At 41.2% G+C, this 26252-nt stretch carries 26 protein-coding genes; 14 read left to right on the plus strand and 12 right to left on the minus strand.

Translation table 11 applies throughout. The features are described 5' to 3' along the window. Positions 1-7 precede the first annotated feature (7 nt). The 6 genes from QMQ21_RS14095 to QMQ21_RS14120 all read left to right on the plus strand — a co-directional run bounded on the left by QMQ21_RS14095 (position 8) and on the right by QMQ21_RS14120 (position 6000). The gene (locus QMQ21_RS14095; RefSeq protein ID WP_000818353.1) at positions 8-931 is read left to right on the plus strand and encodes a carbohydrate ABC transporter permease; all 924 of its coding nucleotides are present in this window, start codon (positions 8-10) and stop codon (positions 929-931) included. A 103-nt stretch (positions 932-1034) separates the two neighbouring features. After that, positions 1035-2519: an ABC transporter substrate-binding protein gene (locus QMQ21_RS14100; protein WP_173876675.1), complete on the plus strand. Its 1485-nt coding sequence runs from the start codon at positions 1035-1037 to the stop codon at positions 2517-2519. A 233-nt stretch (positions 2520-2752) separates the two neighbouring features. Beyond that, positions 2753-3442: a CPBP family intramembrane glutamic endopeptidase gene (locus QMQ21_RS14105; protein ID WP_261814679.1), complete on the plus strand. Its 690-nt coding sequence runs from the start codon at positions 2753-2755 to the stop codon at positions 3440-3442. 55 nt (positions 3443-3497) lie between these two features. Next, the gene (locus QMQ21_RS14110) at positions 3498-3794 is read left to right on the plus strand and encodes a bacteriocin immunity protein (RefSeq protein WP_261814680.1); all 297 of its coding nucleotides are present in this window, start codon (positions 3498-3500) and stop codon (positions 3792-3794) included. A gap of 132 nt (positions 3795-3926) precedes the next feature. Beyond that, complete coding sequence (gene trhO / locus QMQ21_RS14115) at positions 3927-4913, plus strand: oxygen-dependent tRNA uridine(34) hydroxylase TrhO (protein ID WP_261035091.1); 987 nt, start codon at positions 3927-3929, stop codon at positions 4911-4913. Positions 4914-5139: 226 nt separating this feature from the next. Continuing rightward, positions 5140-6000 (plus strand): DUF4299 domain-containing protein, encoded by an 861-nt coding sequence (locus tag QMQ21_RS14120; protein WP_261035092.1) that lies wholly within the window; start codon positions 5140-5142, stop codon positions 5998-6000. Between the two features lie 70 nt (positions 6001-6070). Here QMQ21_RS14120 and QMQ21_RS14125 read toward each other — a convergent pair whose 3' ends face one another. The 5 genes from QMQ21_RS14125 to QMQ21_RS14145 all read right to left on the minus strand — a co-directional run bounded on the left by QMQ21_RS14125 (position 6071) and on the right by QMQ21_RS14145 (position 10349). Beyond that, positions 6071-7135, minus strand: coding sequence for a DUF6574 domain-containing protein (locus QMQ21_RS14125; protein ID WP_049551385.1), 1065 nt, complete (start codon positions 7133-7135; stop codon positions 6071-6073). Between the two features lie 62 nt (positions 7136-7197). Then, the gene (locus QMQ21_RS14130; protein WP_261814681.1) at positions 7198-8145 is read right to left on the minus strand and encodes a DUF4097 domain-containing protein; all 948 of its coding nucleotides are present in this window, start codon (positions 8143-8145) and stop codon (positions 7198-7200) included. Continuing rightward, positions 8138-8731, minus strand: coding sequence for a DUF1700 domain-containing protein (locus QMQ21_RS14135; RefSeq protein WP_261814682.1), 594 nt, complete (start codon positions 8729-8731; stop codon positions 8138-8140). Before QMQ21_RS14135 ends, QMQ21_RS14130 begins: the two co-directional genes overlap by 8 nt. Continuing rightward, on the minus strand, positions 8718-9044 hold the full coding sequence (locus QMQ21_RS14140) for a PadR family transcriptional regulator (protein WP_000273859.1): 327 nt from the start codon (positions 9042-9044) through the stop codon (positions 8718-8720). Before QMQ21_RS14140 ends, QMQ21_RS14135 begins: the two co-directional genes overlap by 14 nt. Positions 9045-9182: 138 nt before the next feature. Next, the gene (locus tag QMQ21_RS14145) at positions 9183-10349 is read right to left on the minus strand and encodes a CynX/NimT family MFS transporter (protein WP_261814683.1); all 1167 of its coding nucleotides are present in this window, start codon (positions 10347-10349) and stop codon (positions 9183-9185) included. Positions 10350-10503: 154 nt separating this feature from the next. Here QMQ21_RS14145 and QMQ21_RS14150 point away from each other — a divergent pair, with 154 nt between their 5' ends. Then, positions 10504-11334: a glycosyltransferase gene (locus QMQ21_RS14150; RefSeq protein ID WP_261814684.1), complete on the plus strand. Its 831-nt coding sequence runs from the start codon at positions 10504-10506 to the stop codon at positions 11332-11334. 191 nt (positions 11335-11525) lie between these two features. After that, positions 11526-13376, plus strand: a complete 1851-nt coding sequence (locus QMQ21_RS14155) for a polysaccharide biosynthesis protein (protein ID WP_261814685.1) — start codon at positions 11526-11528, stop codon at positions 13374-13376. A gap of 216 nt (positions 13377-13592) precedes the next feature. On the opposite strand, the gene QMQ21_RS14160 is transcribed toward QMQ21_RS14155, so the two are convergent. The 3 genes from QMQ21_RS14160 to sdaAB are packed head-to-tail and all read right to left on the minus strand — an operon-like array spanning position 13593 to position 15799. Continuing rightward, positions 13593-14225, minus strand: a complete 633-nt coding sequence (locus tag QMQ21_RS14160) for an HAD-IA family hydrolase (RefSeq protein WP_261814686.1) — start codon at positions 14223-14225, stop codon at positions 13593-13595. Between the two features lie 21 nt (positions 14226-14246). Continuing rightward, on the minus strand, positions 14247-15119 hold the full coding sequence (sdaAA, locus tag QMQ21_RS14165; RefSeq protein WP_000500041.1) for an L-serine ammonia-lyase, iron-sulfur-dependent, subunit alpha: 873 nt from the start codon (positions 15117-15119) through the stop codon (positions 14247-14249). A gap of 8 nt (positions 15120-15127) precedes the next feature. Further along, a complete protein-coding gene (sdaAB, locus tag QMQ21_RS14170; protein ID WP_000838909.1) occupies positions 15128-15799 on the minus strand; it encodes an L-serine ammonia-lyase, iron-sulfur-dependent subunit beta in 672 nt (223 codons plus the stop codon). 239 nt (positions 15800-16038) lie between these two features. On the opposite strand from sdaAB, the gene apf reads away from it, so the two are divergent. Beyond that, the gene (gene apf, locus QMQ21_RS14175; protein ID WP_020902660.1) at positions 16039-16689 is read left to right on the plus strand and encodes an aggregation-promoting factor; all 651 of its coding nucleotides are present in this window, start codon (positions 16039-16041) and stop codon (positions 16687-16689) included. Positions 16690-16740: 51 nt separating this feature from the next. Here apf and QMQ21_RS14180 read toward each other — a convergent pair whose 3' ends face one another. Further along, positions 16741-17604, minus strand: coding sequence for a helix-turn-helix domain-containing protein (locus QMQ21_RS14180; RefSeq protein ID WP_247947038.1), 864 nt, complete (start codon positions 17602-17604; stop codon positions 16741-16743). Between the two features lie 322 nt (positions 17605-17926). Between QMQ21_RS14180 and QMQ21_RS14185 the strand changes: the two genes are divergently transcribed. Beyond that, on the plus strand, positions 17927-18514 hold the full coding sequence (locus QMQ21_RS14185) for a hypothetical protein (protein ID WP_001108796.1): 588 nt from the start codon (positions 17927-17929) through the stop codon (positions 18512-18514). Positions 18515-18699: 185 nt separating this feature from the next. Here QMQ21_RS14185 and QMQ21_RS14190 read toward each other — a convergent pair whose 3' ends face one another. Next, positions 18700-19572: a hypothetical protein gene (locus QMQ21_RS14190; protein ID WP_261814687.1), complete on the minus strand. Its 873-nt coding sequence runs from the start codon at positions 19570-19572 to the stop codon at positions 18700-18702. 291 nt (positions 19573-19863) lie between these two features. On the opposite strand from QMQ21_RS14190, the gene mnmA reads away from it, so the two are divergent. From mnmA to mnmG, 3 genes are all read left to right on the plus strand, one after another. After that, positions 19864-20985 carry a tRNA 2-thiouridine(34) synthase MnmA gene (gene mnmA, locus QMQ21_RS14195; RefSeq protein ID WP_173225033.1) on the plus strand — a complete coding sequence of 374 codons (1122 nt, stop codon included), beginning with the start codon at positions 19864-19866 and terminating at the stop codon, positions 20983-20985. 140 nt (positions 20986-21125) lie between these two features. Further along, positions 21126-21581, plus strand: a complete 456-nt coding sequence (locus QMQ21_RS14200) for an NUDIX hydrolase (protein ID WP_261814688.1) — start codon at positions 21126-21128, stop codon at positions 21579-21581. A gap of 9 nt (positions 21582-21590) precedes the next feature. Beyond that, entirely contained in the window at positions 21591-23504 is a 1914-nt protein-coding gene (gene mnmG / locus QMQ21_RS14205) for a tRNA uridine-5-carboxymethylaminomethyl(34) synthesis enzyme MnmG (RefSeq protein ID WP_078238064.1), read from the plus strand. Positions 23505-23642: 138 nt separating this feature from the next. Here mnmG and rnjA read toward each other — a convergent pair whose 3' ends face one another. Next, positions 23643-25322, minus strand: coding sequence for a ribonuclease J1 (gene rnjA, locus QMQ21_RS14210; protein ID WP_261814689.1), 1680 nt, complete (start codon positions 25320-25322; stop codon positions 23643-23645). Between the two features lies 1 nt (position 25323). Beyond that, positions 25324-25557 carry a DNA-dependent RNA polymerase subunit epsilon gene (locus QMQ21_RS14215; protein ID WP_000639572.1) on the minus strand — a complete coding sequence of 78 codons (234 nt, stop codon included), beginning with the start codon at positions 25555-25557 and terminating at the stop codon, positions 25324-25326. 278 nt (positions 25558-25835) lie between these two features. On the opposite strand from QMQ21_RS14215, the gene QMQ21_RS14220 reads away from it, so the two are divergent. Then, positions 25836-26051 (plus strand): hypothetical protein, encoded by a 216-nt coding sequence (locus tag QMQ21_RS14220; RefSeq protein WP_261814690.1) that lies wholly within the window; start codon positions 25836-25838, stop codon positions 26049-26051. Positions 26052-26252: the final 201 nt, after the last annotated feature.

A 26252-nucleotide genomic window follows, 5' to 3' on the forward strand; every position in this document is an offset into this window, starting at 1 on the left:
GGAGAATATGGCAGAAAAGAAAATTAAAAAAGAAAAAATTGATAATGTCGGCATTCACTCCTTCAGTAAGAAAGCAGATATCTTCTTTAGTACCATTTCTGGTTTGGTTGCCCTCTCTTGTATCCTACCCTTTGTATTCGTTATCGTTATTTCGGTGACAGATGAAAAGAGTATCCTCCAAAATGGATATAGCTTCTTCCCATCTCAATTTGGCTTAGACGGTTTTGAGTTTTTGGCACAGTTTAAGGATAAAATCCTCCAAGCCCTCTTCATCTCAGTCTTTGTAACAGTGGTGGGGACTATCACAAACGTTTTTATCACAACAACTTATGCCTACGCTATTTCACGGACAACCTTTAAGTATCGCAGATTCTTTACGATTTTTGCCCTTCTTAGTATGTTGTTCAACGCTGGTTTGGTACCGGGCTATATCGTGGTAACTCGTTTACTTCAACTTGGTGATACAGTTTGGGCTTTGATTGTTCCAATGCTTCTCTCACCATTTAACATCATCTTGATGCGTTCCTTCTTCAAGAAGACCATTCCAGAAGCTATTCTAGAATCCGCTCGTATTGATGGTGCTAGTGAGGCCCGGATCTTCTTCCAAATCTGTTTGCCATTGTCACTACCAGGTATTGCAACCATCACGCTCTTGACAGCTCTTGGTTTCTGGAATGACTGGTTCAATGCCCTTCTTTACATCAAGAGTGACAACTTGTATCCATTGCAATATTTGCTCATGCAAATCCAACAAAATATGGATTACATCGCCAAAGCAGTCGGCCTATCTGGTCAACTGGGAGTTGCTCTTCCAAAAGAAACAGGTCGTATGGCCATGGTTGTGGTCGCAACCCTTCCAATCGCGATTTTGTATCCATTCTTCCAACGCTACTTTGTAAAAGGTTTGACTATCGGTGGTGTGAAAGAATAGTACTTGTCGAGAAAAATCATTTCTCATTTCCAAACTTCCCTTGCGTGAAGTTAAGATCATTATATTGTTTATAAGTTTAAAAATAAAAAAAGGAGTTTTTGTCATGAAAAACTGGAAAAAATATGCTTTTGCATCTGCTAGCGTAGTCGCTTTGGCTGCTGGTCTCGCTGCTTGTGGAAACCTTTCAGGTAACAGTAAAAAAGCTGCTGACTCAGCTTCAGGTGAAAAAACTGTTATCAAAATGTACCAAATCGGTGACAAACCAGATAACTTAGATGAATTGCTAGAAAATGCTAACAAAATCATCGGTGAAAAAGTTGGTGCTAAATTGGATATCCAATATCTTGGATGGGGTGACTATGATAAGAAAATGTCAGTTATCACATCATCTGGTGAAAACTACGATATCGCCTTTGCATCTAACTATGTTGTAAATGCTCAAAAAGGTGCCTATGCTGACTTGACTGACTTGTATAAGAAAGAAGGGGCAGAGCTTTATAAAGCACTTGACCCAGCTTACATCAAAGGTAACAGCATTAACGGTAAAATTTACGCAGTTCCAGTTGCAGCCAACGTTGCATCATCTCAAAACTTCGCCTTCAACGGAACTCTCCTTGCTAAATACGGTATCGATATTTCAGGTGTCACTTCATATGAAACACTTGAACCAGTCTTGAAACAAATCAAAGAAAAAGCTCCAGATGTAGTGCCATTTGCGGTTACTAAAAACTTCATCCCATCTGATAACTTTGACTACCCAGTTCCAAACGGACTTCCATTCGTTATCGACCTTGAAGGGGACACTACTAAGATCGTAAACCGTTACGAAGTACCTCGCTTCAAAGAACACTTGAAGACTCTTCACAAATTCTATGAAGCTGGATACATTCCAAAAGACGTAGCAACAAGCGATACTTCATTTGACCTTCAACAAGATACTTGGTTCGTTCGTGAAGAAACAGTAGGACCAGCTGACTATGGTAACAGCTTGCTTTCACGTGTTGCAAACAAAGACATCCAAATCAAACCAATCACTAACTTCATCAAGAAAAACCAAACAACACAAGTTGCTAACTTTGTAATCTCAAACAACTCTAAGAACAAAGAAAAATCAATGGAAGTGTTGAACCTCTTGAACACTAACCCAGAACTCTTGAATGGTCTTGTTTATGGTCCAGAAGGCAAGAACTGGGAAAAAATTGAAGGTAAAGAAAACCGTGTTAAAGTCCTTGATGGCTACAAAGGAAACACTCACATGGGTGGATGGAACACTGGTAACAACTGGATCCTTTACATCAACGAAAACGTTACAGACCAACAAATCGAAGATTCTAAGAAACAATTGGCTGAAGCTAAAGAATCTCCAGCACTTGGATTCATCTTTAACACTGACAATGTGAAATCTGAAATCTCAGCAATCTCTAACACAATGCAACAATTCGATACAGCTATCAACACTGGTACTGTAGACCCAGACAAAGCTATTCCAGAATTGATGGAAAAATTGAAATCTGAAGGTGCTTACGATAAAGTATTGAACGAAATGCAAAAACAATACGATGAATTCTTGAAAAACAAAAAATCATAAGATCAATTGATTTCGTGTATTCATTCCTAATTCCTAAAAACTGTATCACTGTTTTCCTCAGGATTATCTGGGGGAGGCAGTGATTTTTTGAAACATGAGCATAGATATATATGTTTTTCTTGTCACTATTTAACCATTCAGGAAATCTCAAGTACTATTTAGGATTTGGAGTAAGGATTTAGGAAAATATAGCTTATATTAGAGATGTATCGAGTTTACAAAGGAGAGTTCATATGAAGAAGTATCAACTTTTATTCAAAATAAGTGCAGTCTTCTCTTACTTATTTTTCGTATTTGGTCTTTCTCAGCTGACGCTTATTGTTCAAAATTATTGGCAATTTTCTTCCCAGATTGGCAATTTCGTCTGGATTCAAAATATCTTGAGTTTGCTATTTAGCGGAGTCATGATTTGGATTCTGGTTAAGACAGGCCATGGTTATCTCTTTCGCATTCCGAGAAAAAAATGGCTTTGGTATTCGATTTTGACAGTACTGGTGGTAGTGCTCTATATCTCTTTTAACGTTCAGGCAGCTAAACATGTTCAGTCAACTGCTGAAGGTTGGGCGATATTGATCGGTTATAGTGGGACCAACTTTGCTGAGCTAGGTATCTATATAACCCTGTTCTTTCTGACTCCACTTATGGAAGAGCTGATTTATAGAGGATTACTGCAACACGCCTTTTTTAAGTATTCGAGATTTGGCCTTGATTTGCTTCTTCCGTCAATTTTATTTGCTCTTCCTCATTTTTCAAGCCTGCCTAGTTTGTTAGATATCTTCGTCTTTGCAACATCTGGCATCATCTTTGCTAGTTTGACCCGCTATACCAAGAGTATTTATCCATCCTATGCGGTGCATGTGATTAATAATATTTTCGCAACATTACCATTTTTGCTGACTTTTTTACAGAGGGTGTTTGGGTAAATACTGGCGCGAGAGTTAGGAATGATAGCTTTTCAACTTAAAGAGGAAAGTAAGTATGACACCATTAAAATGGTTTGCTGGAGGAAGCGAAAGACGTTGTGAAGCCGTAACTATCATAGATCACCTACTGGAAGGTATAAAGGATACGCCTCAACTTGCTCCTTTGAAAAATCAGTTAGTGAGTTATAAAAGCCGATTAGAGGACGATGGGACTTCTACTCCATTTATTTTGAGTCAAATGAACGTTGACCTTGCGCGCGTATTGATTGATAACAAGCTAAGTTTGTCAGAAAGTCAAGCTGAGCAGATCAAAAAATTGAGAGAATTATCTGCTATTCGCTATGGTTACTGATGAAGTACAGGGATAGGACTCTTTCTATAAATTTCCAGTCAAATAAATTGCATTCGTTTTCTTAAGCAGGTATACTAGTATAGTTAGATGAAAAATTCTGAAAATTTAAGAATAGAAAAGAGAACAAATCTTATGGCAAAAGATATTCGTGTCTTACTTTACTACCTTTACACTCCAATTGAAAATGCAGAGCAATTTGCTGCAGATCACTTGGCTTTCTGTAAATCAATCGGCCTTAAAGGTCGTATCCTAGTCGCTGACGAGGGAATTAACGGAACAGTTTCAGGTGACTACGAAACAACTCAAAAATACATGGACTACGTTCACAGCCTCCCAGGAATGGAAGACCTCTGGTTCAAGATTGACGAAGAAAATGAACAAGCCTTCAAGAAGATGTTTGTTCGCTACAAGAAAGAAATTGTCCACCTTGGTTTGGAAGACAACGACTTTGATAACGACATCAACCCACTTGAAACAACAGGTGCTTACTTGTCTCCAAAAGAGTTCAAAGAAGCTCTTCTTGACGAAGATACGGTTGTCCTTGACACACGTAACGATTATGAGTATGACCTAGGACATTTCCGTGGGGCTATCCGCCCAGATATCCGCAACTTCCGTGAGTTGCCACAGTGGGTTCGTGATAACAAAGAAAAATTCATAGACAAGCGTGTCGTAGTTTACTGTACAGGTGGAGTTCGCTGTGAGAAATTCTCAGGTTGGATGGTCCGTGAAGGCTACAAAGATGTCGGCCAATTGCACGGAGGAATCGCAACCTACGGTAAAGACCCAGAAGTCCAAGGTGAGCTTTGGGATGGAAAAATGTACGTCTTTGACGAGCGTATTGCCGTAGATGTCAACCATGTCAACCCAACCATCGTAGGGAAAGACTGGTTTGATGGAACACCATGTGAACGTTATGTCAACTGTGGAAATCCATTCTGTAACCGTCGTATCTTGACATCAGAAGAAAATGAAGACAAGTACCTTCGTGGATGCTCACACGAGTGCCGTGTTCACCCACGTAACCGCTATGTTTCAGAACATGAATTGACACAAGCTGAAGTTGTCGAGCGCCTAGCCGCTATCGATGAAAGCTTGGATCAAGCAGCTACTGTATAAGATTAAACAGTCCTTAGGGGCTGTTTTTCTATGCTTTTTACTCAAAAATTAATACTCAATGAAAATCAAAGAGCAAACTAGGAAGCTAGCCGCAGGCTGTACTTGAGTACGGCAAGGCGAAGCTGACGCGGTTTGAATTTGATTTTCGAAGAGTATAAAGTTTGTTTTTGTATCTTTCAGAAAAATAAGGTATACTATATGTAAACGATTTCAAAGGAGTCCAGTTATGACGAAAACATTTTTTATTCCAAATAAACAGAGCATTTTAGGAGAACAAGAGATTTTGACTGCCAAGTCCATCTTGGCCTTGGTAGATGGTTTGGAGTCACATAGCTATGATGCTGTCTATCTTCGTCAGCCTCTTAGCCGTCTTGAATATATTGAGTGTGCGATAGTGGGGCAATCACAATTTCTCTTTAAGGTCAGTTATGCTGATGATCAAAAGGCATATCGTGTCGATCTTCCTGACCTACTCACGAAGACAGACTGGCAGATTATCAAAACATTTTTAGATGCCCTGCTTGCTTACACAGGAACTGAGATTGAGGGGCTAGATGGTTTTGATTTTGAAGCTTATTTCCAAGCAAGTATTCAAGCTCATATTGCAGACACTGCGGCTCGTTTTACGATTTGCCAAGGAATTTTTAATCCTGTTTTCTTTAGTCATGAGGATTTGAAAAGCTTTTTAGAGGAAGACGGCTTGGCTCAGTTTGAAGCGCGTGTGCGTGCGGTTCAAGAGACAGACGCCTACTTTGCAAGAGTTTCCTTCTATCAGGATGGAGAAGGCCAAGTGCACGGTGTTTATCATCTGGCTCAAGGAGTCAAGACTGTTTTACCGAGAGAACCATTTGTTCCTGCAGCCTATATGGAGCAATTGGTGGATAAGGAAGTGCAGTGGGAGATTGACTTGGTTCAAATCACAGGAGATGGCTCTAAACCAGAAGACTATGAAGCCATTGCCCGCTTGGACTATGCAAAATTCCTAGAGTCATTACCATCAGCATCTTACCACCAACTAGACGCCAATCAATTAGAAGTGCAACCCATCTTAGACAAAGATTTTAAAACATTAGCACAAGAAAAGTAAAGCAGAAGCAGGTCAATCGACTTGCTTTTTTGACATAGAAAAATCCTGCCATGAAAGACAGGATTAAAGTTTAAAGAAAGGCCAAGATACGAAGATAATCCCCAATCAGTGCCACTTCAGCTACAAAGAAGAGGAGGATAATAACTCCGTTCACAAGGACAGACAAGAATAATTGATAGAAGGAGTCGGCTTCACTTGCTTGACTAGGTCTTGTAATGATATGGAGGCTAGCAAGCAGAGTGATCCCAATGCTAATCACACACAAGAGAGCTGTAAATCGTAGGCTATCAAAGAAGGCAAAGAAACTAGCAATGGCAGTGAGGAAGATTGGAATTGCCAAGAGTTGACTATATTGTTGGAGAACTTTTTCTAGGGTCCAGTCCTTTTCTTGGTAGATAAATCGTCTCACGACGAAACTACCCAAGAGGAATGAAAAGAAGAAGAGTGCTGTTGCTACTAGGATAGAGATAATTGAAAAGAGATTTAATGAAGCAAATTGTTCAGGGAAGTGATTATGCATAGTTGCTATATTTCCATAGTAAGCATGTTTGATGTGGTAGATACTAAAGAAAAAGGAAGATGCAGAAAACAGAATGAGCAAAAGAAAGGCTGTGTAACTGTGTGTGCTACTTGTTTCAAGACTGCTTGTAGGAGATTTGATTGCTTCCACTAGCCAAGACCAAAAATCAAGCACTTGTTCTTTCCATTTATCCGTAGATTTTGGAGCTTGGTCGGGGATATAAGGACTTTCTAAGGATTGACTGATAAGAAGTGGCTCTTTCAAGATTGTTTTTTGCTGAGGAAGTGCTTCTTGACTCTCTTCAGCTTTAGTGACTTTTTCTGTTTCCCCAGAAAGATCTTGCTCTTCTTCAGTAGAATCTAATGCTTTCTTTTCTTCTATTTCTGTTCTTGATTCACTGTCTTCAGGCGTTTCAATTTTCTCTTCTTGCTGGTTTTCAAGTTCGACTTCAGCTTGACAGACTTCCTCCTCTACTTGAGTATTTTTTTCAATTGGTGTATCGAGATCGGCTATCGTTTCTTCAGCCTTGTCTGCAACATCTTGGGCCTGTTCATCAGGCTTGTTCTTGCTTGTTGTTTTTACAAAATCATTACTTTCAAACCATTCTTGTTTCATGGTAGAACCTCCTTTTTAGTTAGATAAATATGCTTCCATAGTAGCAGATGTAAGCGCTTTTGTCAACGATTTCTAGAAGAAGACTCGTGTTCCTCTGCTTTGAGTAGATAGATATCCTGTTCTGCCCTTGCGATGAGTTGATCTTTTGCATCTGCTTTTTCTGTTTTATAAGGATTGCTTAATCGTTCATTTTTGTTTTCTTTGTTTTTAAACGAACGCCTTCCTTCTCTTAAAAAATGAAGAATAGAGCCATGTTTTGTTGAAAGATCTAAGTTGACTCTTTGTTTTTCTTCTTCGGAAAGTAGCAGTTGTAGGTCTGTTTTCGCTACCAATTCCACCTTACCATGTACTTGGATATTTTCAGCGTGGATGTGATGTTTTGTTGACTCTAGCTGACTATCTGTAAGGTCTGTATCAAAGATATTAACGATATTAGGGGTTGTGAGTTTACTGTTTTTGATACGACTTCCTTCAATTCGGAGGAGATAGCCATTTGTATTGAGAGTTGCATTTTCAAGACTAGCATTTATGATGGTGGTTTGTCTGCGATTGGCTGAGATGTTGATTCCTTTTAGGATTCTTCCTTTTGGTAATTGGAGAATAACTTCATCAAAACGACTAGAGTAGCTGCTTGCGATATGGAGAATCCCGCCAATTCCAGAAGAGAGAAACGGACTTTCAGACAGTTTCTTATCAGTGAGGCTTAGAGTTTTGTTGTTTTGATTTGTGACAAGATCATGGTTAGCAGAAATAGATGGATGATAAGAAATGTGGATTTGATCATCGAAAGAGTCTGTGATGGTCAGTGCGTGTTGGTGGAGCGTAATCTCTAGGTTTTCGACTTCCTTGCCAAAGGTCAGCTCTTCCATCCGACTATCATAGACAGGCTCCTTGGACATGGCAAGTAGGCTCTTGATCCCGTCAGATTGGATACCTACAAAGAGCAGGATAAATCCGATAATAGTAGTCACCACACCAAAAATGAGAAATCCTTTTGTCCATTTACGCATGCTGGTCACCTCTCTTTCCTTTTTTGAGAACAAATTGCACCAGGCGAACAATGAGTAGACCGAAGAAGCGAGCTACATAGGAAATACCTAATAAAACCAGCGAAGAAGCACCGATAGCTAGTAAACCAGAACCGAAAATCAAGATAAAGGCTGATTTAGCTTGGTCTAGGACAGTAAAACTTTCAACTAAAAATAGGAATCCGCCGATGATACCAAGTATGGAAACCGCAAAGAAAGCCAAGATGACAGTCAAGGCTGCCACAAGGATTGCGAACAGGGACACGAGGATGGCGATTCCCAGAGGAATACCGATGGGTGCCGCAAGGAGAGCTAACAAGGCGATATGCAAAATTTGTCGGTTATTCTTTTGAGCGGGTGCTTCATTGATTTTTTTATTGAGAAGATTGGAGAGAACTTCGTGGGCCGCTTCTTTGGGAGTTCCCAAGCTAGCGATGAGTTCTTCTTCTCCTTCGACTCCAGCATCGTCAAAGAGTTCCCTGAAATAGTCCATGGCTTCAATTTGGTCAGCCTGAGGCAGTTTTTTGAGATAGAGTTCTAGCTGAGTCAGGTATTCAGTTCTTGTCATGGCGGATACTCCCTTCTATGATGCCATTGATGGTGTCTGTATAAAGTGTCCATTCATCTTTTAGGGTCACGAGCTGTTCTATACCACCATTTGTCAAGGAGTAGTATTTGCGCATGCGACCTTGGAACTCTCTAGAATAGGTTGTCAGAAAGCTATTGCCCTCCAATTTTTTGAGAATGGGATAGAGTGTAGATTCTTTGATATTAGCGATCAGCTTAATGGTTTGGCTAATCTCATAACCATAAGAATCATCCTGCTCCAGTACAGCCAAGATGAGAAATTCAATCAAGGCAGAGGATGTTGGAAAGTACATGGGGAACCTCCTTTTCTAATGTGTAAGATTTTTATATATAATTTTTCTACACATACATTGTACATCTAAATGAAAGCCCTGTCAAGAGAAATGTGTAAAATTTTTATATATAAAAAACTTCTAGGCAAAACTAGAAGTTTAGAGGATTTTATCAGCTCTGTCCACTGTAAAGAGGGCCGCAGTCATGATGATATCGACGAGTAAGAGGGCAGCAACAGCTGGTACCCAAGAGTGGAAAAGGTCAAAACTGTAACCAAAGAGGGTTGGCCCAAAGGCTGCCAGGATATAGCCTCCTGTTTGAGATAGGCCGGACAATTGGGCTGTCTTTTCAGGGGCGCTTGTCTTGAGTGAAAAGTTGACCATGAGATAGGGGAAGAGGGCGCTGGTTGCGGTTCCGATGAGGAGATGGATGGCAAGCCAGTAAAAGAAATTACCGATTGGGAAAAAGAGCATGGAAATGCCGACCACACCAGCCAGTGAGACCAGAGTGAGCATGAGCTGACGGTTGCGAGTTGACAAGCTGGTTGTCAGGCTTGGGATGGTCATTGAAAAAGGAATGCTAATCAGAGAGAAGATAGAAGTGAGCAAGCCAGCTTCGTGACTGGATAGACCTGCGTGGATGGCCATGGTAGGTAACCAAGTCATAGCAGTGTAAAAGAGCAAGGATTGAAAACCTGCAAAGACAATCACTGCCCAGACCTGTTTATTATGCATGACCTTTGCTTTGCTTTTTTGTTTGGTTTGCGGAGCCAGTTTGTGATTATAGCGGTGATTTGGGAGCCATACTAAAAAAGTTGCTAGACAGAGCAGGGTGAGGAGGATGATAAGTCCTTTCCAAGAACTGGCTTGTGTAATAGGCACGGCTAGATAGGAAGCAAGAGCCGTCGCAACCCCCATAGAAGTTACATATAAGGTGGTCAGAAAACCAATTTTCTTTGGTTGATTGGCTTGGATGAGACTAGGAAGCAGAACATTGATGACTGCGATACTTGCCCCAACCATCAAGGTTCCTAGATAGAGCAGGGGCAGATTGATTAGTCGAATGAGAGAACCGATGGTCAAGAAGAAAAGGCTGTAGGTGAAGAGATGCTCCAAGCCGATTTTTTGAGCCAGTCGGGTAGAAAATAGTGAGAAGAGGGTAAACATGAGGAGGGGAAGGCTGGTCAAGACACCAAGCGAACTAACTTCTACTCCCAGTCCTTGAGAAATATCTCCCAAAATAATGGGTAAAACAGTAAAAGGAGTCCGCAAGGAAACACCAATTAGGATAATACCTGGAACAAAAAAGAGTGATTGCTTTTTCATATAATACCTCTTCTAGCTGATTTTAATAACAGCTTATTTTAAGGTTTTTTCCTTATAATGTCAAGTAAGGTTTTGGGCTTTCAAGATAAAAATGGGAAAGTCTTGAAAATTATGATAAAATAGTGGAAGGAAATCTATACATTGGAGAAAAACTGTGTCTGAAAAGCAAAAAATCAGCGTATTGATGTCGGTCTATATCAAGGAAAATCCGACATTTTTAAAGGATGCTATTGAGAGTGTTCAAAATCAGACCCTGAAACCGAGCGAATTGGTTCTGGTTGAGGATGGGCCTTTGACACCTGAGCTCTATCAGGTATTAGACCAGCTTGAAGCTGAGTCTAATATTCCAGTGAAACGCTATCCTCTTGAGCATAATCAAGGTTTGGGTCTGGCTCTTCGACAGGGTGTTTTGCAGTGTCAGTACGATATCATCGCTCGTATGGATACGGATGATATAGCTGTTCCAGACCGTTTTGAGAAACAGGTTCAGCTAATGGAGAAGGAAAACCTCGACCTATTAGGTGGACATATTGCAGAGTTTATTGACAATCCTGATGAGATTGTTTCTTACCGTCGTGTTCCAACCCAGCATGCAGATATTGTAGCTTATCAAAGGATGAGAAGTGCCTTTAACCACATGACTGTCATGTTCAAGAAGGACATGGTTCTCAAGGCAGGCAACTATGAGGATGGGCTTTATATGGAGGATGACCTCCTCTGGCTCAATATGATTGCTGCAGGAGCTAAGACTGGAAATCTCGATCAAATCTTGTGTAAGGTTCGTGTTGGAGCAGGGATGTTTGAGCGTCGTGGGGGACTGCGTTACCTTAAACTCTATCGTCAGGCTCGTCAGCGCATGCTGAAGAGAGGGCAAATTTCTTACATGGAGTATGCCAAGAGTGTTGCCATTCAGATGGTTGTTGCTCTTTGTCCAGGATTTGTCAGACAGTTTATTTTTATGAAACTGTTACGAAAAAGCAAGTAAAAGATTGTAGCAAATCGTAAACTTTAGAAAAAGTGTTATAATAACAATATAATGCTCTTCGAAAATCAAATTCAAACCGCGTCAACGTCGCCTTGCCGTACTCAAGTACAGCCTGCGGCTAGTTTCCTAGTTTGTTCTTTGATTTTCATTGAGTATAATCATCCAGCTCTTTTAAGGAGGAGTAAATTTCTATGAATAAAAAACTCACAGATTATGTGATTGATCTGGTGGAAATTTTAAATAAGCAACAAAAACAGGTTTTCTGGGGAATATTTGATATTTTGAGTATGGTGGTTTCCATCATTGTATCTTATATTTTATTCTACGGATTGATTAATCCAGCGCCTGTTGACTACATTATCTATACGAGTTTGGCCTTCCTGTTCTATCAATTGATGATTGCATTTTGGGGGTTGAACGCTAGTATTAGTCGTTACAGCAAAATTACGGATTTTATGAAAATCTTTTTTGGTGTGACTGTGAGCAGCGTCTTGTCATATAGTATCTGCTATGCCTTCTTGCCACTCTTTTCCATCCGTTTTATCGTGCTCTTTATCTTGTTGAGTACTTTCTTGATTTTATTGCCACGAATTACTTGGCAGTTAATCTACTCCAAACGCAAAAAAGGAAGTGGTGATGGAGAACACCGTCGGACCTTCTTGATTGGAGCTGGCGATGGTGGAGCTCTCTTTATGGATAGTTACCAACATCCAACTAGTGAATTGGAGCTGGTCGGTATTTTGGACAAGGATGCTAAGAAAAAGGGCCAAAAACTTGGTGGTATCCCTGTTTTAGGCTCTTATGATAATCTGCCAGAATTAGCTAAACGCCATCAAATCGAGCGTGTGATTGTTGCGATTCCGTCGCTTGACCCGTCAGAATATGAGCGTATCTTGCAGATGTGTAATAAGCTGGGTGTCAAATGTTACAAGATGCCTAAGGTTGAAACCGTTGTTCAGGGACTTCACCAAGCAGGTACTGGCTTCCAAAAAATTGATATTACGGACCTTTTGGGACGTCAGGAAATTCGTCTTGATGAATCGCGTCTGGGCGCAGAACTGACAGGTAAGACAATCTTGGTTACAGGTGCTGGTGGCTCAATCGGTTCTGAAATCTGTCGCCAAGTTAGTCGTTTCAATCCTGAACGCATCGTTTTGCTCGGTCATGGGGAAAATTCAATCTACCTTGTTTATCATGAATTGATTCGCAAGTTCCAAGGGATTGATTATGTACCAGTTATTGCCGATATTCAAGACTATGACCGTTTGTTGCAAGTCTTTGAGCAGTACAAGCCAGCTATTGTTTATCATGCGGCAGCCCACAAGCACGTTCCTATGATGGAGCGCAATCCAAAAGAAGCCTTCAAAAACAATATTCGTGGAACTTATAACGTTGCTAAGGCTGTTGATGAAGCCAAAGTGCCTAAGATGGTTATGATTTCGACAGATAAGGCGGTTAATCCACCAAATGTTATGGGAGCAACCAAGCGCGTGGCTGAGTTGATTGTCACTGGATTTAACCAACGTAGCCAATCGACCTACTGTGCAGTTCGTTTTGGAAATGTTCTTGGTAGTCGTGGTAGTGTGATTCCAGTCTTTGAACGTCAGATTGCTGAAGGTGGTCCTGTAACGGTGACAGACTTCCGCATGACCCGTTACTTTATGACTATTCCAGAAGCTAGCCGTCTGGTTATCCATGCTGGTGCTTATGCCAAGGATGGAGAAGTCTTTATCCTTGATATGGGCAAACCAGTCAAGATTTATGACTTGGCTAAGAAAATGGTCCTTCTAAGTGGACACACCGAAAGCGAAATTCCAATCGTTGAAGTTGGAATCCGCCCAGGTGAAAAACTTTACGAAGAACTCTTGGTATCAACCGAACTTGTTGATAACCAAGTTATGGATAAGATTTTCGTTGGTAAGGTTAATGTCATGCCTCTAGAAGCTATCGATCAAAAGATTGAAGAGTTCCGTACTCTTAGTGGAGATGAGTTGAAGCAAGCTATTATCGCCTTTGCCAATCAAACAACCCACGTTGAATAAAAAAGAAAAACGCATATTATCAGGTCTTGAAAAACCTTGGTAATATGCGTTTTGTTATGTGTAAACTTGCTTCATTTTATTCTGATACTCAATAAAAATCAAAGAGCAAACTAGGAGGCTAGCCGAAGGTTACTCAAAGCACAGCGTTGAGGTTACAGAGAAAACTAACGTGGTTCGAAGAGTATGAAATTGAGTATTTGCCCAGTCTCCGTTATATTATTGAAAATACTCCAAAACTTCTATGGGTTTGTGAGCGATAAAATCAGGATGATAGTTTAGCAAGTCTGCTTGCTCTCCAAATCCCCAAGTGACGGCCAATTTCTGAATGCCTGTTTCTTGAGCTCCAAGCATATCAAACTTGGTATCTCCGATGATGATGGCTTGTTCCGGTGCTAGTTGATGTGCCTGCAAGGCTTGGCGAATGACATCTGCCTTATGGGGTGCTTTAGGGCTGGAACCATAAATGCTATCAAAGAAATGATAGATTTCCAAGTTTTTAGTCATGTCTTGAGCGGTTGGAGTATTCTTTGTAGTGGTGATATAAAGAGGGTAATTGCTCGATAACTTCTCAAGCAAGTCTACTATCTGAGGAAAGAGTTGAGCTTCATGGATGCCTTTCTCCTTATAGTAAGAACGGTATATCTGGACAGCCTCAGAAATTTGGTCTTTGGGAAGGCAGGTCGCAAAACTACTTTCAAGGGGTGGCCCCATAAAACCACGAATAGTTTTGGCATCAGGGCTAGGTACCCCGAGCTCCTTAAAGGTATGGGTAAAGGCATTGTGAATCCCGATAGAACTATCAACGAGGGTTCCATCTAGGTCGAAAAAGATAGCTGTGATAGAGGTCATGGTTTCTCCTATTTGATAAGCTTATTCTCCGAAAATTTCTTTTTGGAGACGACGACCAGTAGGGGTGGCAGCGAGACCACCTTCAGCTGTTTCACGGAAGGCAGTTGGCATGCTTGCTCCTACTTGGTACATGGCATCGATAACTTCATCCACAGGAATTTTAGATTCGATACCTGCCAAGGCCATGTCTGCTGCGATGAAGGCAAAGCTAGCTCCCATAGCATTGCGCTTGACGCAGGGAACTTCGACCAAGCCGGCAACAGGGTCACAGATGAGGCCTAGCATATTTTTAATGACAAAGGCAATGGCCTGACTGGCCTGATAAGGTGTTCCACCGGCAGCTAGAGTCAAGGCTGCAGCACTCATAGCAGAGGCCGAACCAACCTCGGCCTGACAGCCACCTTCAGCCCCTGAGATAGAGGCATTGTTTGCGATGACTAGTCCAAAGGCACCAGCAGCAAAGAGGAAATCCAGCTGTTGCTCGTGGCTGAGGTCTAATTTTTCAATAGCAGCTGTTAGAACTGAGGGCAGACAGCCAGCACTTCCTGCGGTCGGAGTGGCACAAACCAAGCCCATTTTAGCATTGTGTTCATTGACTGCAATGGCATTTCGGGCAGCAGAGAGAATCGTGTAATCTGACAGAGTTTTTCCGTTTTTGATGTAGTGATCCAATTTGGCAGCATCTCCACCTGTCAGGCCACTACGAGATTTATTTTCATTGAGGCCAAGTTGGACAGAGGCTTTCATGACTTCCAGATTGCGTTCCATGAGAAGGAAGACTTCTTCACGTTCGCGACCGGTCAATTCAAACTCTGTTGTAATCATGAGTTCTGCGACATTTCCTTGAAAGTCCAGATCTGCTTGCTCGACCAATTCTTTGATAGAATAAAACATGCTTCCTCCTATTTAAAGAAATTGACATTGTGGAGATGAGGGATTTTTCGAATTTCTTCGATGGCCTCATCACAGTTGCGACTGTCAACTTCGATAATCATAATGGCTTTTTCACCAGCTTTTTCACGAGTAACATTCATCTGGGCGATATTGATATCATAGCGGGAAAGTGCCTCTGTTACGAGGGCAATCATACCTGGAATATCTTGATGAACAATGATGATAGTCGGTGTATTCATATTGAGAGAGACGGCAAAGCCATTGAGTTCGGTTACCTGAATATTTCCTCCACCGATAGAAATACCAGTCACACTGATGGTCTTGTGAGCATTTTTGACGGTAATTTTAGTGGTGTTTGGATGAGGAGCATTACTGTCTTTCTGAATGGTCCAGACAATCTTGATGCCACGCTTGTGGGCAATTTCCAGGCTGTTTGGGATTTCAGGATCATCTGTATCCATGCCCAAAATACCTGCAACAAGGGCTAGGTCTGTTCCGTGACCACGATAGGTTTTGGCAAATGAGTTAAATAGTTGGAATTCGACTTCTGTCGGAGTATCATCAAAAATGGAAGAGACAATCTTCCCAATACGAACAGCACCAGCAGTATGGCTACTAGATGGGCCAATCATAACTGGTCCGATGATATCAAAGACAGATTGAAAACGAAGTGATTTCATCAGTTTCCCCTTATAAAAATTCTTATCTCTATTATATCAAAGAATGAAGGTCTTGGCTTTAATTGTGGATGAAAACCTTTTTACACTACAAATAGCATAAAAAAGCATCTTTTGTAACAAAAAATAGCTTGTTTAGGGAAATAAAAAATAATTTTGTAATATTTCTACATAAAAGTGTCAATAAACAGTAATATTTAAAGGGTATGATAGTACTATAGAAAGAAGGAGAATTTTCGAATATGAAATCAACAACTAAAAAGATTAAAACAACTCTTGCAGGAGTAGCTGCCTTGTTTGCAGTATTTGCTCCATCATTTGTATCTGCTCAAGAATCATCAACTTACACTGTTAAAGAAGGTGATACACTTTCAGAAATCGCTGAAACTCACAACACAACTGTTGAGAAATTGGCAGAAAACAACCACATTGACAACATCCATATGATTTATGTTGGTCAAGAGTTGGTTATCGATGGCCCTGTAGCACCAGCTGCAACACCAGCGCCAACTACTTATGCAGCACCAGCTGCTCAAGATGAAACTGTTTCAGCTCCAGCAGCAGAAACTACAGAAGTAGCAGAAGAAGCAGCTCCAGTGGCAAGCACACCTGCAGCAGAAGAAACTGTTGCTACAGCAGAAACTTCAGCACCAGCTGCAACTGTAAGCGGATCTGAAGCAGAAGCTAAAGAATGGATTGCACAAAAAGAATCAGGTGGTAGCTATACAGCTACAAACGGCCAATACATTGGACGTTACCAATTGACAGATTCATACTTGAACGGTGACTACTCAGCTGAAAACCAAGAACGTGTAGCAGATGCCTACGTTGCAGGACGTTACGGTTCATGGTCAGCCGCTAAAAACTTCTGGCTTAACAACGGTTGGTACTAAGAAATAACGAACAGAATAATTTGAAAAAGTCGAGGAAATCCCTCGACTTTTTTATATTTCTTTCGGTTGATAATAGATCTCCACTTCTTTTTTGAGAAAGGCTAGAATGGAAGTTTCATCGGTCAGCTCTAGAAGGGAGAACCCTTTTTGGATCAGTTTAGCATCATCCCTACAAATCCCAATACGGACATAGCAGATAGCAAGCATATCGTAGCTTTTCTTATTCTTGGCATCCTCTAGTAAAGTATAGCAGATTTGTTGACACATGTTTTTGTCTTGATGGTATAAGTAAATGGTGGAAAGGTTGAGTAGGATTGCCATTCGTAAGTCATATAAATGTTGGTAGTTTTTATAGACTTCCAAGCGTTGCAGGATTTTTCCAGTAATGAGATGGAGGTGTTCAATTGGAAAGCTGAAAAGGATGGTATTGAGGATTTTTAGGTCACTTTCATACCATGTATCTTGTTTTTCAATTTTTTCCCATAGTTTTTGGATAGTCTGTTTCACTTGCTCTGACAGTTGCTCTGTACCATATTGACGGATATGAATGACAACTTCCAGCATATCCCTGATTTCTTCTATAGGCAGGTCGTGATAGGTCTTGAGATAGTTTTGGCATGTTTCAAAAAAATCAACTAGACCACTGCCACCAATGATGGAATTCATATTGAGATAAGTTTGCATGATTTCTGTCCGTTGGCTCGGCTGATAGAGATGGCAGATATAGTCAAACTCTTCAAAACTCATATTAATCTGTCGGAGAAGAAATTCCATGTTTTCATATTTGGGAGTTACCTTGCCACTTTCAATCTTTGATAGGCTAGTTCTTGAGAGAACATTTCCACAGACCTCTTCTTGGGTCAATCCTTTTGATTCACGTATTTCTTTATAGACCTTTCCAAAATCATAACGCATGATTTTCTCCTTTTAGTGAAAAAAGTTAACAAACAATAAAATCCTATTAAAAATATTGTATCATAGTAATATAAAAAGTAAAAAAGAAAGCTAAAATAAGTTTGGTGTAATTTTAATATGGGGTTAATGAGTACTATGATGTAGCTAGAAAAGGGGTGGAAAAATGTTTAAAAATAAGGAACTTTTTCGAGTAGTCATGATATTTGTGATAGGAATTATCCTAATTTTAATGACACCCGTCTTATTTAAAGTTATGATGGACCTATTTTCAAAATAAATAGGCTTCTGTTTTAGGCAGAGGTGTGAATCAGGAGGTTAAGCGATGAACTACAATTTAAAATATCTTTTATCAGGAATATTTGTCCTAGTCTTTATAGGTTTCCTAGTCTGGATGCGTTATGTTAATCAGAGGAAGGAAGAAGAGCATTCGGATGTGTCTTTTGAAGCGAGGTTAGATAGTGAAGTCAAGACCTTGTATAAACAACTAGGATTGGGTGAGGAGCCTCATTATTTCTTAGCCTATCGCTACCTACATCCTTGGTTTGATTTGGCGATTTTACCACCAACAGTTGAAATTTTCTTAACTAAAATAGCGCTGGTGATGGTAACTCCAGATGAACTGCTGATAAGAAATCTTGGAAATGGGATGACTTTCACAAGTGAGCATCATCGTGATTTGCGACAAGGACTTATCCGTATTCCCAAATCAGAGATAAAAGAATTTGAGATTCGCAACTGGAAAAGAGCTTTTGTATTTGGAGACTTTTTGACGATTAAAACAAGCCAACATAGCTATTATTTGCAGGTCAGAGATGATGGACTTCAAAAGGGAAGTCTTTCCGCCAAACATTTCTCCGACTTGAAACGACAAGATTTTTTAGGATTATTGACAGATAAAAGGACATTTTGATAGACAATTGCCCCAAAAATGGAATCTCTGAATGTTCAACAATTCAAAAACCACACAGTATTCCATTCAATTTGATTATGTTCAAGATTGGAATGACAGTGTGGTTTTATTTAGAAGTTAGTTTTTGTTAGCCTTTTATATACTTTGTTCGATAAAAGACAATTAAATTAGTGATAGCCGATTGCTTACTGCTGACCGAATGATGTAACTCCGCCACCTAAACTAGCGAGATCATCACTGTTTGTTGTGGGAACTTCAGCATTGTTACTATTGGTATTAGTTTCTGCTTGAGCTTCTGAAGTATTAGCTGCTTGATTTTGTGTACTTGCCACATCATTTCCGCTGCTGCCAGCACTATTAGATGAAGGTGGTTCGCTTGCAGGCGCTTGTGAACTGTATCTGCTCCCATTTGACTCAGTATAGGTTGGAGTGTAGCTCCCTCCTCCTGAAGAATAGGTTTCTCTTTCCCCCTCGCTACTAGTCGTTCCTGTTTCTTTTTTGTCAGTCTTTTGTCCTTCTTTTTTGGTCAAGACTTCAACTTGCTTTTGGAATTTAGAAATTAGTTCTTGGATGGGTTTTATTTTTTCATCAATAGTGGTTTGTTCGCTTGTGGAGTTAACACTTTTAATGATTTCTAGTATTTTTTGTAAGGAAGTGATGGCTGTTTCAAGTGTTTGTTTATCTTCAAACTGACTATCGGATTCCTTTATATCCATTTTTAAAGCTTTTTCGCTATAATGATTGGTGATTTTATCGGACGTAGTAGTAAGAAAGTCTGCTAATGTTTGCTTGCCTTCGTCAGTGTTTGGCTTCAATTCTTGAATTCTTTTCCAATCTTCTATAATTGTTTCAGAATCGATATTAAAATCTTTGATGGCTTTTTTTACTTGTTCGACATCTTGTTCATTTTTTTGCCGTTTGAAGAAAGCAATGGTTCCTCTTTCTGCTAAGATATTTTCTTGATGAATGACTAAAGCTATTAAAAGTCCAAGACTTGCGACAATGATAATAGTAAAAATGGTATTTTTTGATTTTAGGATATCTTTGTAGTTCTTCAAAATTGTTCTACGTACATGGATGGTAGTATCTTTAAGGAATCATGTACGCCTTCCTCCTCATTACAGTATATCATTTTTAATTTATTTTATAAATAAGTTTATAAGCAGTAGAGGTTTTTAGGTATAAATCATCCTCTTTTTAAACAATTATAGAAGAGCTTGGTCGATTGACAGCCTCTTTCTTGTCTTCTCTAACCAAGCATGTTATAATGAATACTGCTCAAGCGACCTTCAATCGTGAAGCACACACGACCTTCAATCGTGAATAAACGAATAGATGGGAGACTTACCATGAGTGATAACTCTAAAACACGTGTTGTTGTGGGGATGAGTGGTGGTGTCGATTCGTCGGTGACGGCTCTTCTTCTCAAGGAGCAGGGCTACGATGTGATCGGTATCTTCATGAAGAACTGGGATGACACAGATGAAAACGGCGTCTGTACGGCGACCGAAGATTACAAGGATGTGGCTGCGGTGGCAGACCAGATTGGCATTCCTTACTACTCTGTCAACTTTGAAAAAGAGTACTGGGACCGCGTTTTTGAGTATTTCCTAGCGGAATACCGTGCAGGGCGTACGCCAAATCCAGATGTTATGTGTAACAAGGAAATCAAGTTTAAGGCCTTTTTGGACTATGCCATGACCTTGGGGGCAGACTATGTAGCTACTGGGCATTATGCCCGAGTGGCGCGTGATGAGGATGGCACTGTTCATATGCTTCGTGGTGTGGACAATGGCAAGGATCAGACTTATTTCCTCAGCCAACTTTCGCAAGAACAACTTCAAAAAACCATGTTCCCGTTGGGACATTTGGAAAAACCTGAAGTTCGCAGACTAGCAGAAGAAGCAGGACTTGCGACTGCCAAGAAGAAAGACTCGACAGGGATTTGCTTTATCGGAGAAAAGAACTTTAAAAACTTCCTCAGCAACTACCTGCCAGCTCAACCTGGTCGTATGATGACAGTGGATGGACATGATATGGGCGAGCATGCAGGTCTGATGTACTATACGATTGGTCAGCGTGGAGGTCTAGGTATCGGTGGGCAACACGGTGGAGACAATGCCCCTTGGTTCGTTGTCGGAAAAGACCTCAGCAAGAATATCCTCTATGTAGGACAAGGTTTCTACCATGACTCGCTCATGTCAACCAGCCTAGAGGCTAGCCAAGTCCACTTTACTCGTGAGATGCCAGAGGAATTCACGCTAGAATGTACGGCTAAATTCCGCTATCGTCAGCCTGACTCTAAGGTGACCGTCCATGTCAAAGGAGACAAGGCAGAGGTTATCTTTGCAGAACCGCAACGCGCCATCACACCAGGTCAGGCAGTTGTCTTTTACGACGGGGAAGAGTGTCTAGGTGGTGGTTTGATTGACAATGCCTACCGCGATGGACAAGTTTGTCAGTACATTTAGATTGACAAATTTTCTCAATTTGCTACAATAATAAAAGCAATAGAAATGATGGTCAAAGCTCATGGATGTTGCAGGCTTTTTTGTCCTGCACTTCTTTGGAGTTTTGACTGTTTTTGTGTCGTTTAAGGGAAAGGACAAGAATGACTCAGCAAGACTTTCGGACAAGAGTAGGAAATACGGTTTTTGGAGTTCGGGCGACAGCCTTGATTGTCCAAAATGGCAAGCTCCTAGTTACCAAAGATAGGGGCAAGCATTACACTATCGGCGGTGCGATTCAAGTCAATGAAAGCACGGAAGAAGCGGTAGTCCGTGAAGTGAGGGAAGAACTGGGTGTCGAAGCTCAAGCTGGGCAACTAGCTTTTGTTGTTGAAAATCGTTTTGAAGAAGATGGTGTCTATTGGCACAACATCGAGTTTCATTATCTGGTGGACTTGCTTGAGGATGCCCCATTGACCATGCAGGAAGATGAGAAAAGGCAGCCTTGTGAGTGGATTGATTTGGATCAGCTTAAGGGTATCAATCTAGTTCCAGCCTTTTTGAAAACAGCCCTGCCAGATTGGGACGGCCAACTAAGACACATTCATCTTGAGGAATAGGAGAGAAACATGACTTATAATTTTACTGAAGAATACGATATTATTGTAATCGGTGCGGGACACGCTGGGGTTGAGGCTTCCTTGGCTGCCAGCCGTATGGGCTGTAAGGTCTTACTTGCGACCATCAACATTGAAATGCTGGCTTTCATGCCTTGTAACCCCTCTATCGGTGGTTCTGCCAAGGGAATCGTTGTGCGTGAAGTTGATGCCCTCGGTGGCGAGATGGCCAAAACCATTGACAAGACTTACATCCAGATGAAGATGCTCAACACAGGGAAGGGGCCAGCTGTCCGTGCCCTTCGTGCGCAGGCTGACAAGGAGCTTTACTCTAAGGAAATGCGCAAGACGGTTGAAAATCAAGAAAATCTGACCCTTCGTCAGACCATGATTGATGAGATTTTGGTTGAAGACGGCAAGGTTGTCGGTGTTCGTACAGCGACCCATCAAGAATATGCTGCCAAGGCTGTTATCGTGACGACAGGGACTGCCCTCCGTGGGGAAATTATCATTGGAGACCTTAAGTATTCATCAGGTCCTAACCACAGCTTGGCTTCTATTAACCTTGCTGATAATCTCAAGGAATTAGGACTCGAAATCGGTCGTTTCAAGACAGGAACACCTCCACGTGTCAAGGCTTCTTCTATCAATTACGACGTGACAGAAATTCAGCCAGGAGACGAAGCGCCTAATCATTTCTCATACACTTCACGTGATGAGGATTATGTCAAAGACCAAGTGCCATGTTGGTTGACCTATACTAACGGTACCAGTCATGAGATTATTCAAAATAATCTCCACCGTGCGCCTATGTTTACAGGTGTGGTTAAGGGAGTGGGGCCTCGTTACTGTCCGTCGATTGAAGACAAGATTGTGCGCTTTGCGGACAAGGAACGTCACCAACTCTTCCTTGAGCCAGAAGGGCGCAATACAGAGGAAGTCTATGTTCAAGGACTTTCAACCAGTCTGCCTGAGGATGTCCAGCGTGACTTGGTTCATTCCATCAAAGGTTTGGAAAATGCTGAAATGATGCGAACAGGTTATGCCATTGAGTACGATATGGTCTTGCCACACCAGTTGCGTGCGACTCTGGAAACCAAGAAAATCTCAGGTCTATTCACTGCTGGTCAGACAAATGGAACATCAGGTTATGAAGAAGCTGCTGGCCAAGGGATTATCGCTGGGATCAATGCGGCTTTGAAAGTCCAAGGCAAGCCTGAGTTGATTTTGAAGCGCAGTGATGGTTATATCGGGGTGATGATTGATGACTTGGTGACCAAGGGAACTATTGAACCCTATCGTCTCTTGACCAGTCGTGCTGAGTACCGCCTCATCCTCCGTCATGACAATGCCGATATGCGTTTGACAGAGATGGGACGTGAGATTGGACTTGTGGATGATGAACGCTGGGCTCGCTTTGAAATCAAGAAAAATCAATTTGACAATGAGATGAAGCGCCTAGATAGCATAAAACTTAAGCCAGTCAAGGAAACCAATGCCAAGGTTGAGGAGATGGGTTTCAAGCCTTTGACAGATGCAGTGACAGCCAAGGAATTCCTTCGCCGTCCAGAAGTTTCTTATCAAGATGTGGTGGCTTTCATCGGACCAGCTGCAGAGGACTTGGATGACAAGATTATCGAATTGATTGAAACAGAAATCAAGTACGAGGGTTACATCTCAAAAGCTATGGATCAGGTTGCCAAGATGAAACGCATGGAAGAAAAACGCATTCCAGCCAATATTGATTGGGATGATATTGATTCTATCGCGACAGAAGCCCGTCAGAAGTTCAAACTGATTAATCCAGAAACCATCGGCCAAGCCAGTCGTATTTCTGGAGTAAACCCAGCAGATATTTCTATTTTGATGGTGTATTTGGAAGGTAAAAATCGTAGTATTTCTAAAACTCTTCAAAAATCAAAATGATACGTCGTCGGCTTCGGCTCACCTAACTTAAGTTATGCTTTCGCCTAGCCTACTAGTCTGATTTCGATTTTTATTGAGTTTTAATCTAAAAAGAAAGCATAGAGAAAAACAGCTCCGAATCGGGGCTGTTTTCTTGCTTTATTCTTCATCTGGTGTGAGGATCATTGGAATAATGATTGGTTCACGTTCTGTATTTTCATAAAGGAAGGGGCGAATGGCGTTGACAATGGCACCATTGACAGATTGCACGCTGGCATCCTTATTTTTCAATGCGATACGAATTGCATTGAAGAGGATACGCTGGCTTTGGCGAATTAAGTCGCCAGACTCTCTCATGTAGACAAAGCCTCGGCTGAGGATATCTGGACCAGACAGAATCATCTGCGACTTGAAGTCAACAGTTGCGACTGCCAGAACGACACCGTCTTCAGATAGATCACGACGGTCTTTGAGGACAGCAGCACCGATTTCACCGATACGGTTTCCGTCGACATAGATGTCTTGGGCGTTGAAATGACCTGCGATACGAGCTGAGTCAGAAGTAAGGGCAAGCACATCACCATTGCTCATGATAAAGATATTGTCCTTCTCGACACCAGTATCCACCGCTAGTCCAGCGTGGACTTTTTGCATGCGGTATTCACCGTGGACAGGCATGAAGTATTTTGGCTTAATCAAGCGGAGCATAAGTTTTTGCTCTTGCTGGCCACCGTGTCCAGATGTATGGATATTGTTAACCTTACCGTGGATAACTTCGACACCAGCTTCAGAAATGATGTTGATCAGCTTGTTGACGCTAGTAGTGTTTCCAGGGATTGGACTTGAAGAGAAGATAACTGTATCACCAGGTTGGAGTTGTACCTGACGGTGGGTTCCGTTGGCGATACGAGAGAGGGCAGCCATCGGTTCCCCCTGACTACCTGTACAGAGGATGAGAACCTCGCCCGCAGGGTAGTCTTTAATTTCATTTGGCTCGATAAAGGTTCCCTTAGGAGCTTTGATGTAGCCAAGATCGATTCCGTTGACAATGGCCTTTTCCATAGAGCGACCAAAGACCGCAATCTTGCGTCCAGTCTTAACAGCAGCTTCAGTTGCTTGCTGGAGACGGAAGATATTTGAGGCAAAGGATGCAAAGATGATGCGTCCTTCAATGCCTTGGATAATCTTCATGATGGACTGACCAACGACTTTTTCAGAGTTGGTAAAGGTTGGCACTTCCGCATTTGTCGAGTCAGACAGGAGACAGAGTACGCCTTCTTCACCAAGAGCTGCCATACGGTGCAAGTCTGCTGGTTCACCAACTGGTGTAAAGTCAAACTTAAAGTCACCCGTACAAACGATTTTCCCTTGAGGAGTATGAATGACAATCCCTAAAGGCTCTGGAATAGAGTGAGTGGTTCTAAAGAAAGTTGCCTTAAGATTTTTAAAGGTCAACTCAGTGTTGTGGTTGATTTCGTAAAGTTTGGCGTTGCGCAAGAGGCCGTGTTCTTCGAGTTTTCCACGGATTAAAGCCAAGGCAAGTGGTCCAGCGTAGATAGGGACATTTGCTTGCTTGAGTAGGAAAGGAATCCCACCGATGTGGTCTTCGTGTCCGTGTGTGATTAAGACAGCCTTGACGCGGTCGATATTGTCCACGATGTATGAGTAGTCAGGAATGACATAGTCGATACCCAGCAAATCATCTTCTGGGAATTTAATCCCAGCATCGACTATAATAATCTCGTCTTGGTATTCAATCCCGTAAGTGTTTTTCCCGATTTCTCCCAGACCACCGATGGCAAAAACGCCGACTTCTTCAGGTTTAAGAGTGTAGGCCATATTAGAACTCCGTAATTTCGAAGGCGCCAGTTTCTTTTTCGTAATCTAGCAATTTGTCAGACAAGAGTTCGATATACTCGATATTGTACTCTGGGCGATTTTCTTCGACAAGTTGGCGAGCAGCGATACGGCCCTCAAGTTCTGAGCTGGCATCGATGTCTAGGTAAAGTGCGCGTGTTGTTTCACGGCGTGGGCTACGTTCTTTTGTTTCTTGATAAAAAACTTTGTAAATCATATAGTTCCTTTCTATTTACAGGTCAGCTTATTCCAAACTTTTAGCAGAGATTTGCTTGATTTCATTCCATTTTGTGTCTAGATTGACCTTGATTCGTTACAATTATTTCAATTATACCACAAAATGAAAAATTAGTAAAAGACGGAAACGAGAAAGTCATATAAGCACTCAAAGGTAAGTGCTTGCAAAAATAAAGAAAATATGTTATCTTGATAATGAAAGTGAAATTTATCGCTTGTCATAATTCCATATAGTTTGTAAGTTAAGGAGGTTGCTCTATGTATAACTTATTTGCTTTTGCTATCGGAGCTCGCTTGGTAGCTTTTATTGTTTTTGTTGCTTGCGTTTATGCGGGGAATCTTCTGTTTACAAAACTGGAACAACGACAAACTAAGTTCTTGTGGAAAATTACTTTTGTGACTCTCTACTCGCTTTTTCTCCTCCTTGTAACCTATGTAGTTTGGTTTGTATTTTACTTTGGATTAAATGCTTAGATGTCCTGCTGATGCTAGGGCATTTTTGTTTGGGGATAAAGATAGTAAATTCATGACACGAAAATTCCACCCCATCTATCAAGATGAGGTGGTTTTTGCATTTTTCTAAAATGACATGACAATGGAATAAATGTTTGCTTTAAGAATTTATTCTTATTATGTTAATGACTCTTCTGCTCAAAAATAGAGTTGAAGCATAAA

It is taken from the genome of Streptococcus bouchesdurhonensis (assembly GCF_948472335.1).

Bases quoted from the DNA above. Each gene is read 5' to 3' on its own strand.
- QMQ21_RS14095 (WP_000818353.1), top strand. From the start codon at position 8: ATGGCAGAAAAGAAAATTAAAAAAGAAAAAATTGATAATGTCGGCATT.
- QMQ21_RS14100 (WP_173876675.1), top strand. From the start codon at position 1,035: ATGAAAAACTGGAAAAAATATGCTTTTGCATCTGCTAGCGTAGTCGCT.
- QMQ21_RS14105 (WP_261814679.1), top strand. From the start codon at position 2,753: ATGAAGAAGTATCAACTTTTATTCAAAATAAGTGCAGTCTTCTCTTAC.
- QMQ21_RS14110 (WP_261814680.1), top strand. From the start codon at position 3,498: ATGACACCATTAAAATGGTTTGCTGGAGGAAGCGAAAGACGTTGTGAA.
- trhO (WP_261035091.1), top strand. From the start codon at position 3,927: ATGGCAAAAGATATTCGTGTCTTACTTTACTACCTTTACACTCCAATT.
- QMQ21_RS14120 (WP_261035092.1), top strand. From the start codon at position 5,140: ATGACGAAAACATTTTTTATTCCAAATAAACAGAGCATTTTAGGAGAA.
- QMQ21_RS14125 (WP_049551385.1), bottom strand. From the start codon at position 7,135: ATGAAACAAGAATGGTTTGAAAGTAATGATTTTGTAAAAACAACAAGC.
- QMQ21_RS14130 (WP_261814681.1), bottom strand. From the start codon at position 8,145: ATGCGTAAATGGACAAAAGGATTTCTCATTTTTGGTGTGGTGACTACT.
- QMQ21_RS14135 (WP_261814682.1), bottom strand. From the start codon at position 8,731: ATGACAAGAACTGAATACCTGACTCAGCTAGAACTCTATCTCAAAAAA.
- QMQ21_RS14140 (WP_000273859.1), bottom strand. From the start codon at position 9,044: ATGTACTTTCCAACATCCTCTGCCTTGATTGAATTTCTCATCTTGGCT.
- QMQ21_RS14145 (WP_261814683.1), bottom strand. From the start codon at position 10,349: ATGAAAAAGCAATCACTCTTTTTTGTTCCAGGTATTATCCTAATTGGT.
- QMQ21_RS14155 (WP_261814685.1), top strand. From the start codon at position 11,526: ATGAATAAAAAACTCACAGATTATGTGATTGATCTGGTGGAAATTTTA.
- QMQ21_RS14160 (WP_261814686.1), bottom strand. From the start codon at position 14,225: ATGACCTCTATCACAGCTATCTTTTTCGACCTAGATGGAACCCTCGTT.
- sdaAA (WP_000500041.1), bottom strand. From the start codon at position 15,119: ATGTTTTATTCTATCAAAGAATTGGTCGAGCAAGCAGATCTGGACTTT.
- sdaAB (WP_000838909.1), bottom strand. From the start codon at position 15,799: ATGAAATCACTTCGTTTTCAATCTGTCTTTGATATCATCGGACCAGTT.
- apf (WP_020902660.1), top strand. From the start codon at position 16,039: ATGAAATCAACAACTAAAAAGATTAAAACAACTCTTGCAGGAGTAGCT.
- QMQ21_RS14180 (WP_247947038.1), bottom strand. From the start codon at position 17,604: ATGCGTTATGATTTTGGAAAGGTCTATAAAGAAATACGTGAATCAAAA.
- QMQ21_RS14185 (WP_001108796.1), top strand. From the start codon at position 17,927: ATGAACTACAATTTAAAATATCTTTTATCAGGAATATTTGTCCTAGTC.
- mnmA (WP_173225033.1), top strand. From the start codon at position 19,864: ATGAGTGATAACTCTAAAACACGTGTTGTTGTGGGGATGAGTGGTGGT.
- QMQ21_RS14200 (WP_261814688.1), top strand. From the start codon at position 21,126: ATGACTCAGCAAGACTTTCGGACAAGAGTAGGAAATACGGTTTTTGGA.
- mnmG (WP_078238064.1), top strand. From the start codon at position 21,591: ATGACTTATAATTTTACTGAAGAATACGATATTATTGTAATCGGTGCG.
- rnjA (WP_261814689.1), bottom strand. From the start codon at position 25,322: ATGGCCTACACTCTTAAACCTGAAGAAGTCGGCGTTTTTGCCATCGGT.
- QMQ21_RS14215 (WP_000639572.1), bottom strand. From the start codon at position 25,557: ATGATTTACAAAGTTTTTTATCAAGAAACAAAAGAACGTAGCCCACGC.
- QMQ21_RS14220 (WP_261814690.1), top strand. From the start codon at position 25,836: ATGTATAACTTATTTGCTTTTGCTATCGGAGCTCGCTTGGTAGCTTTT.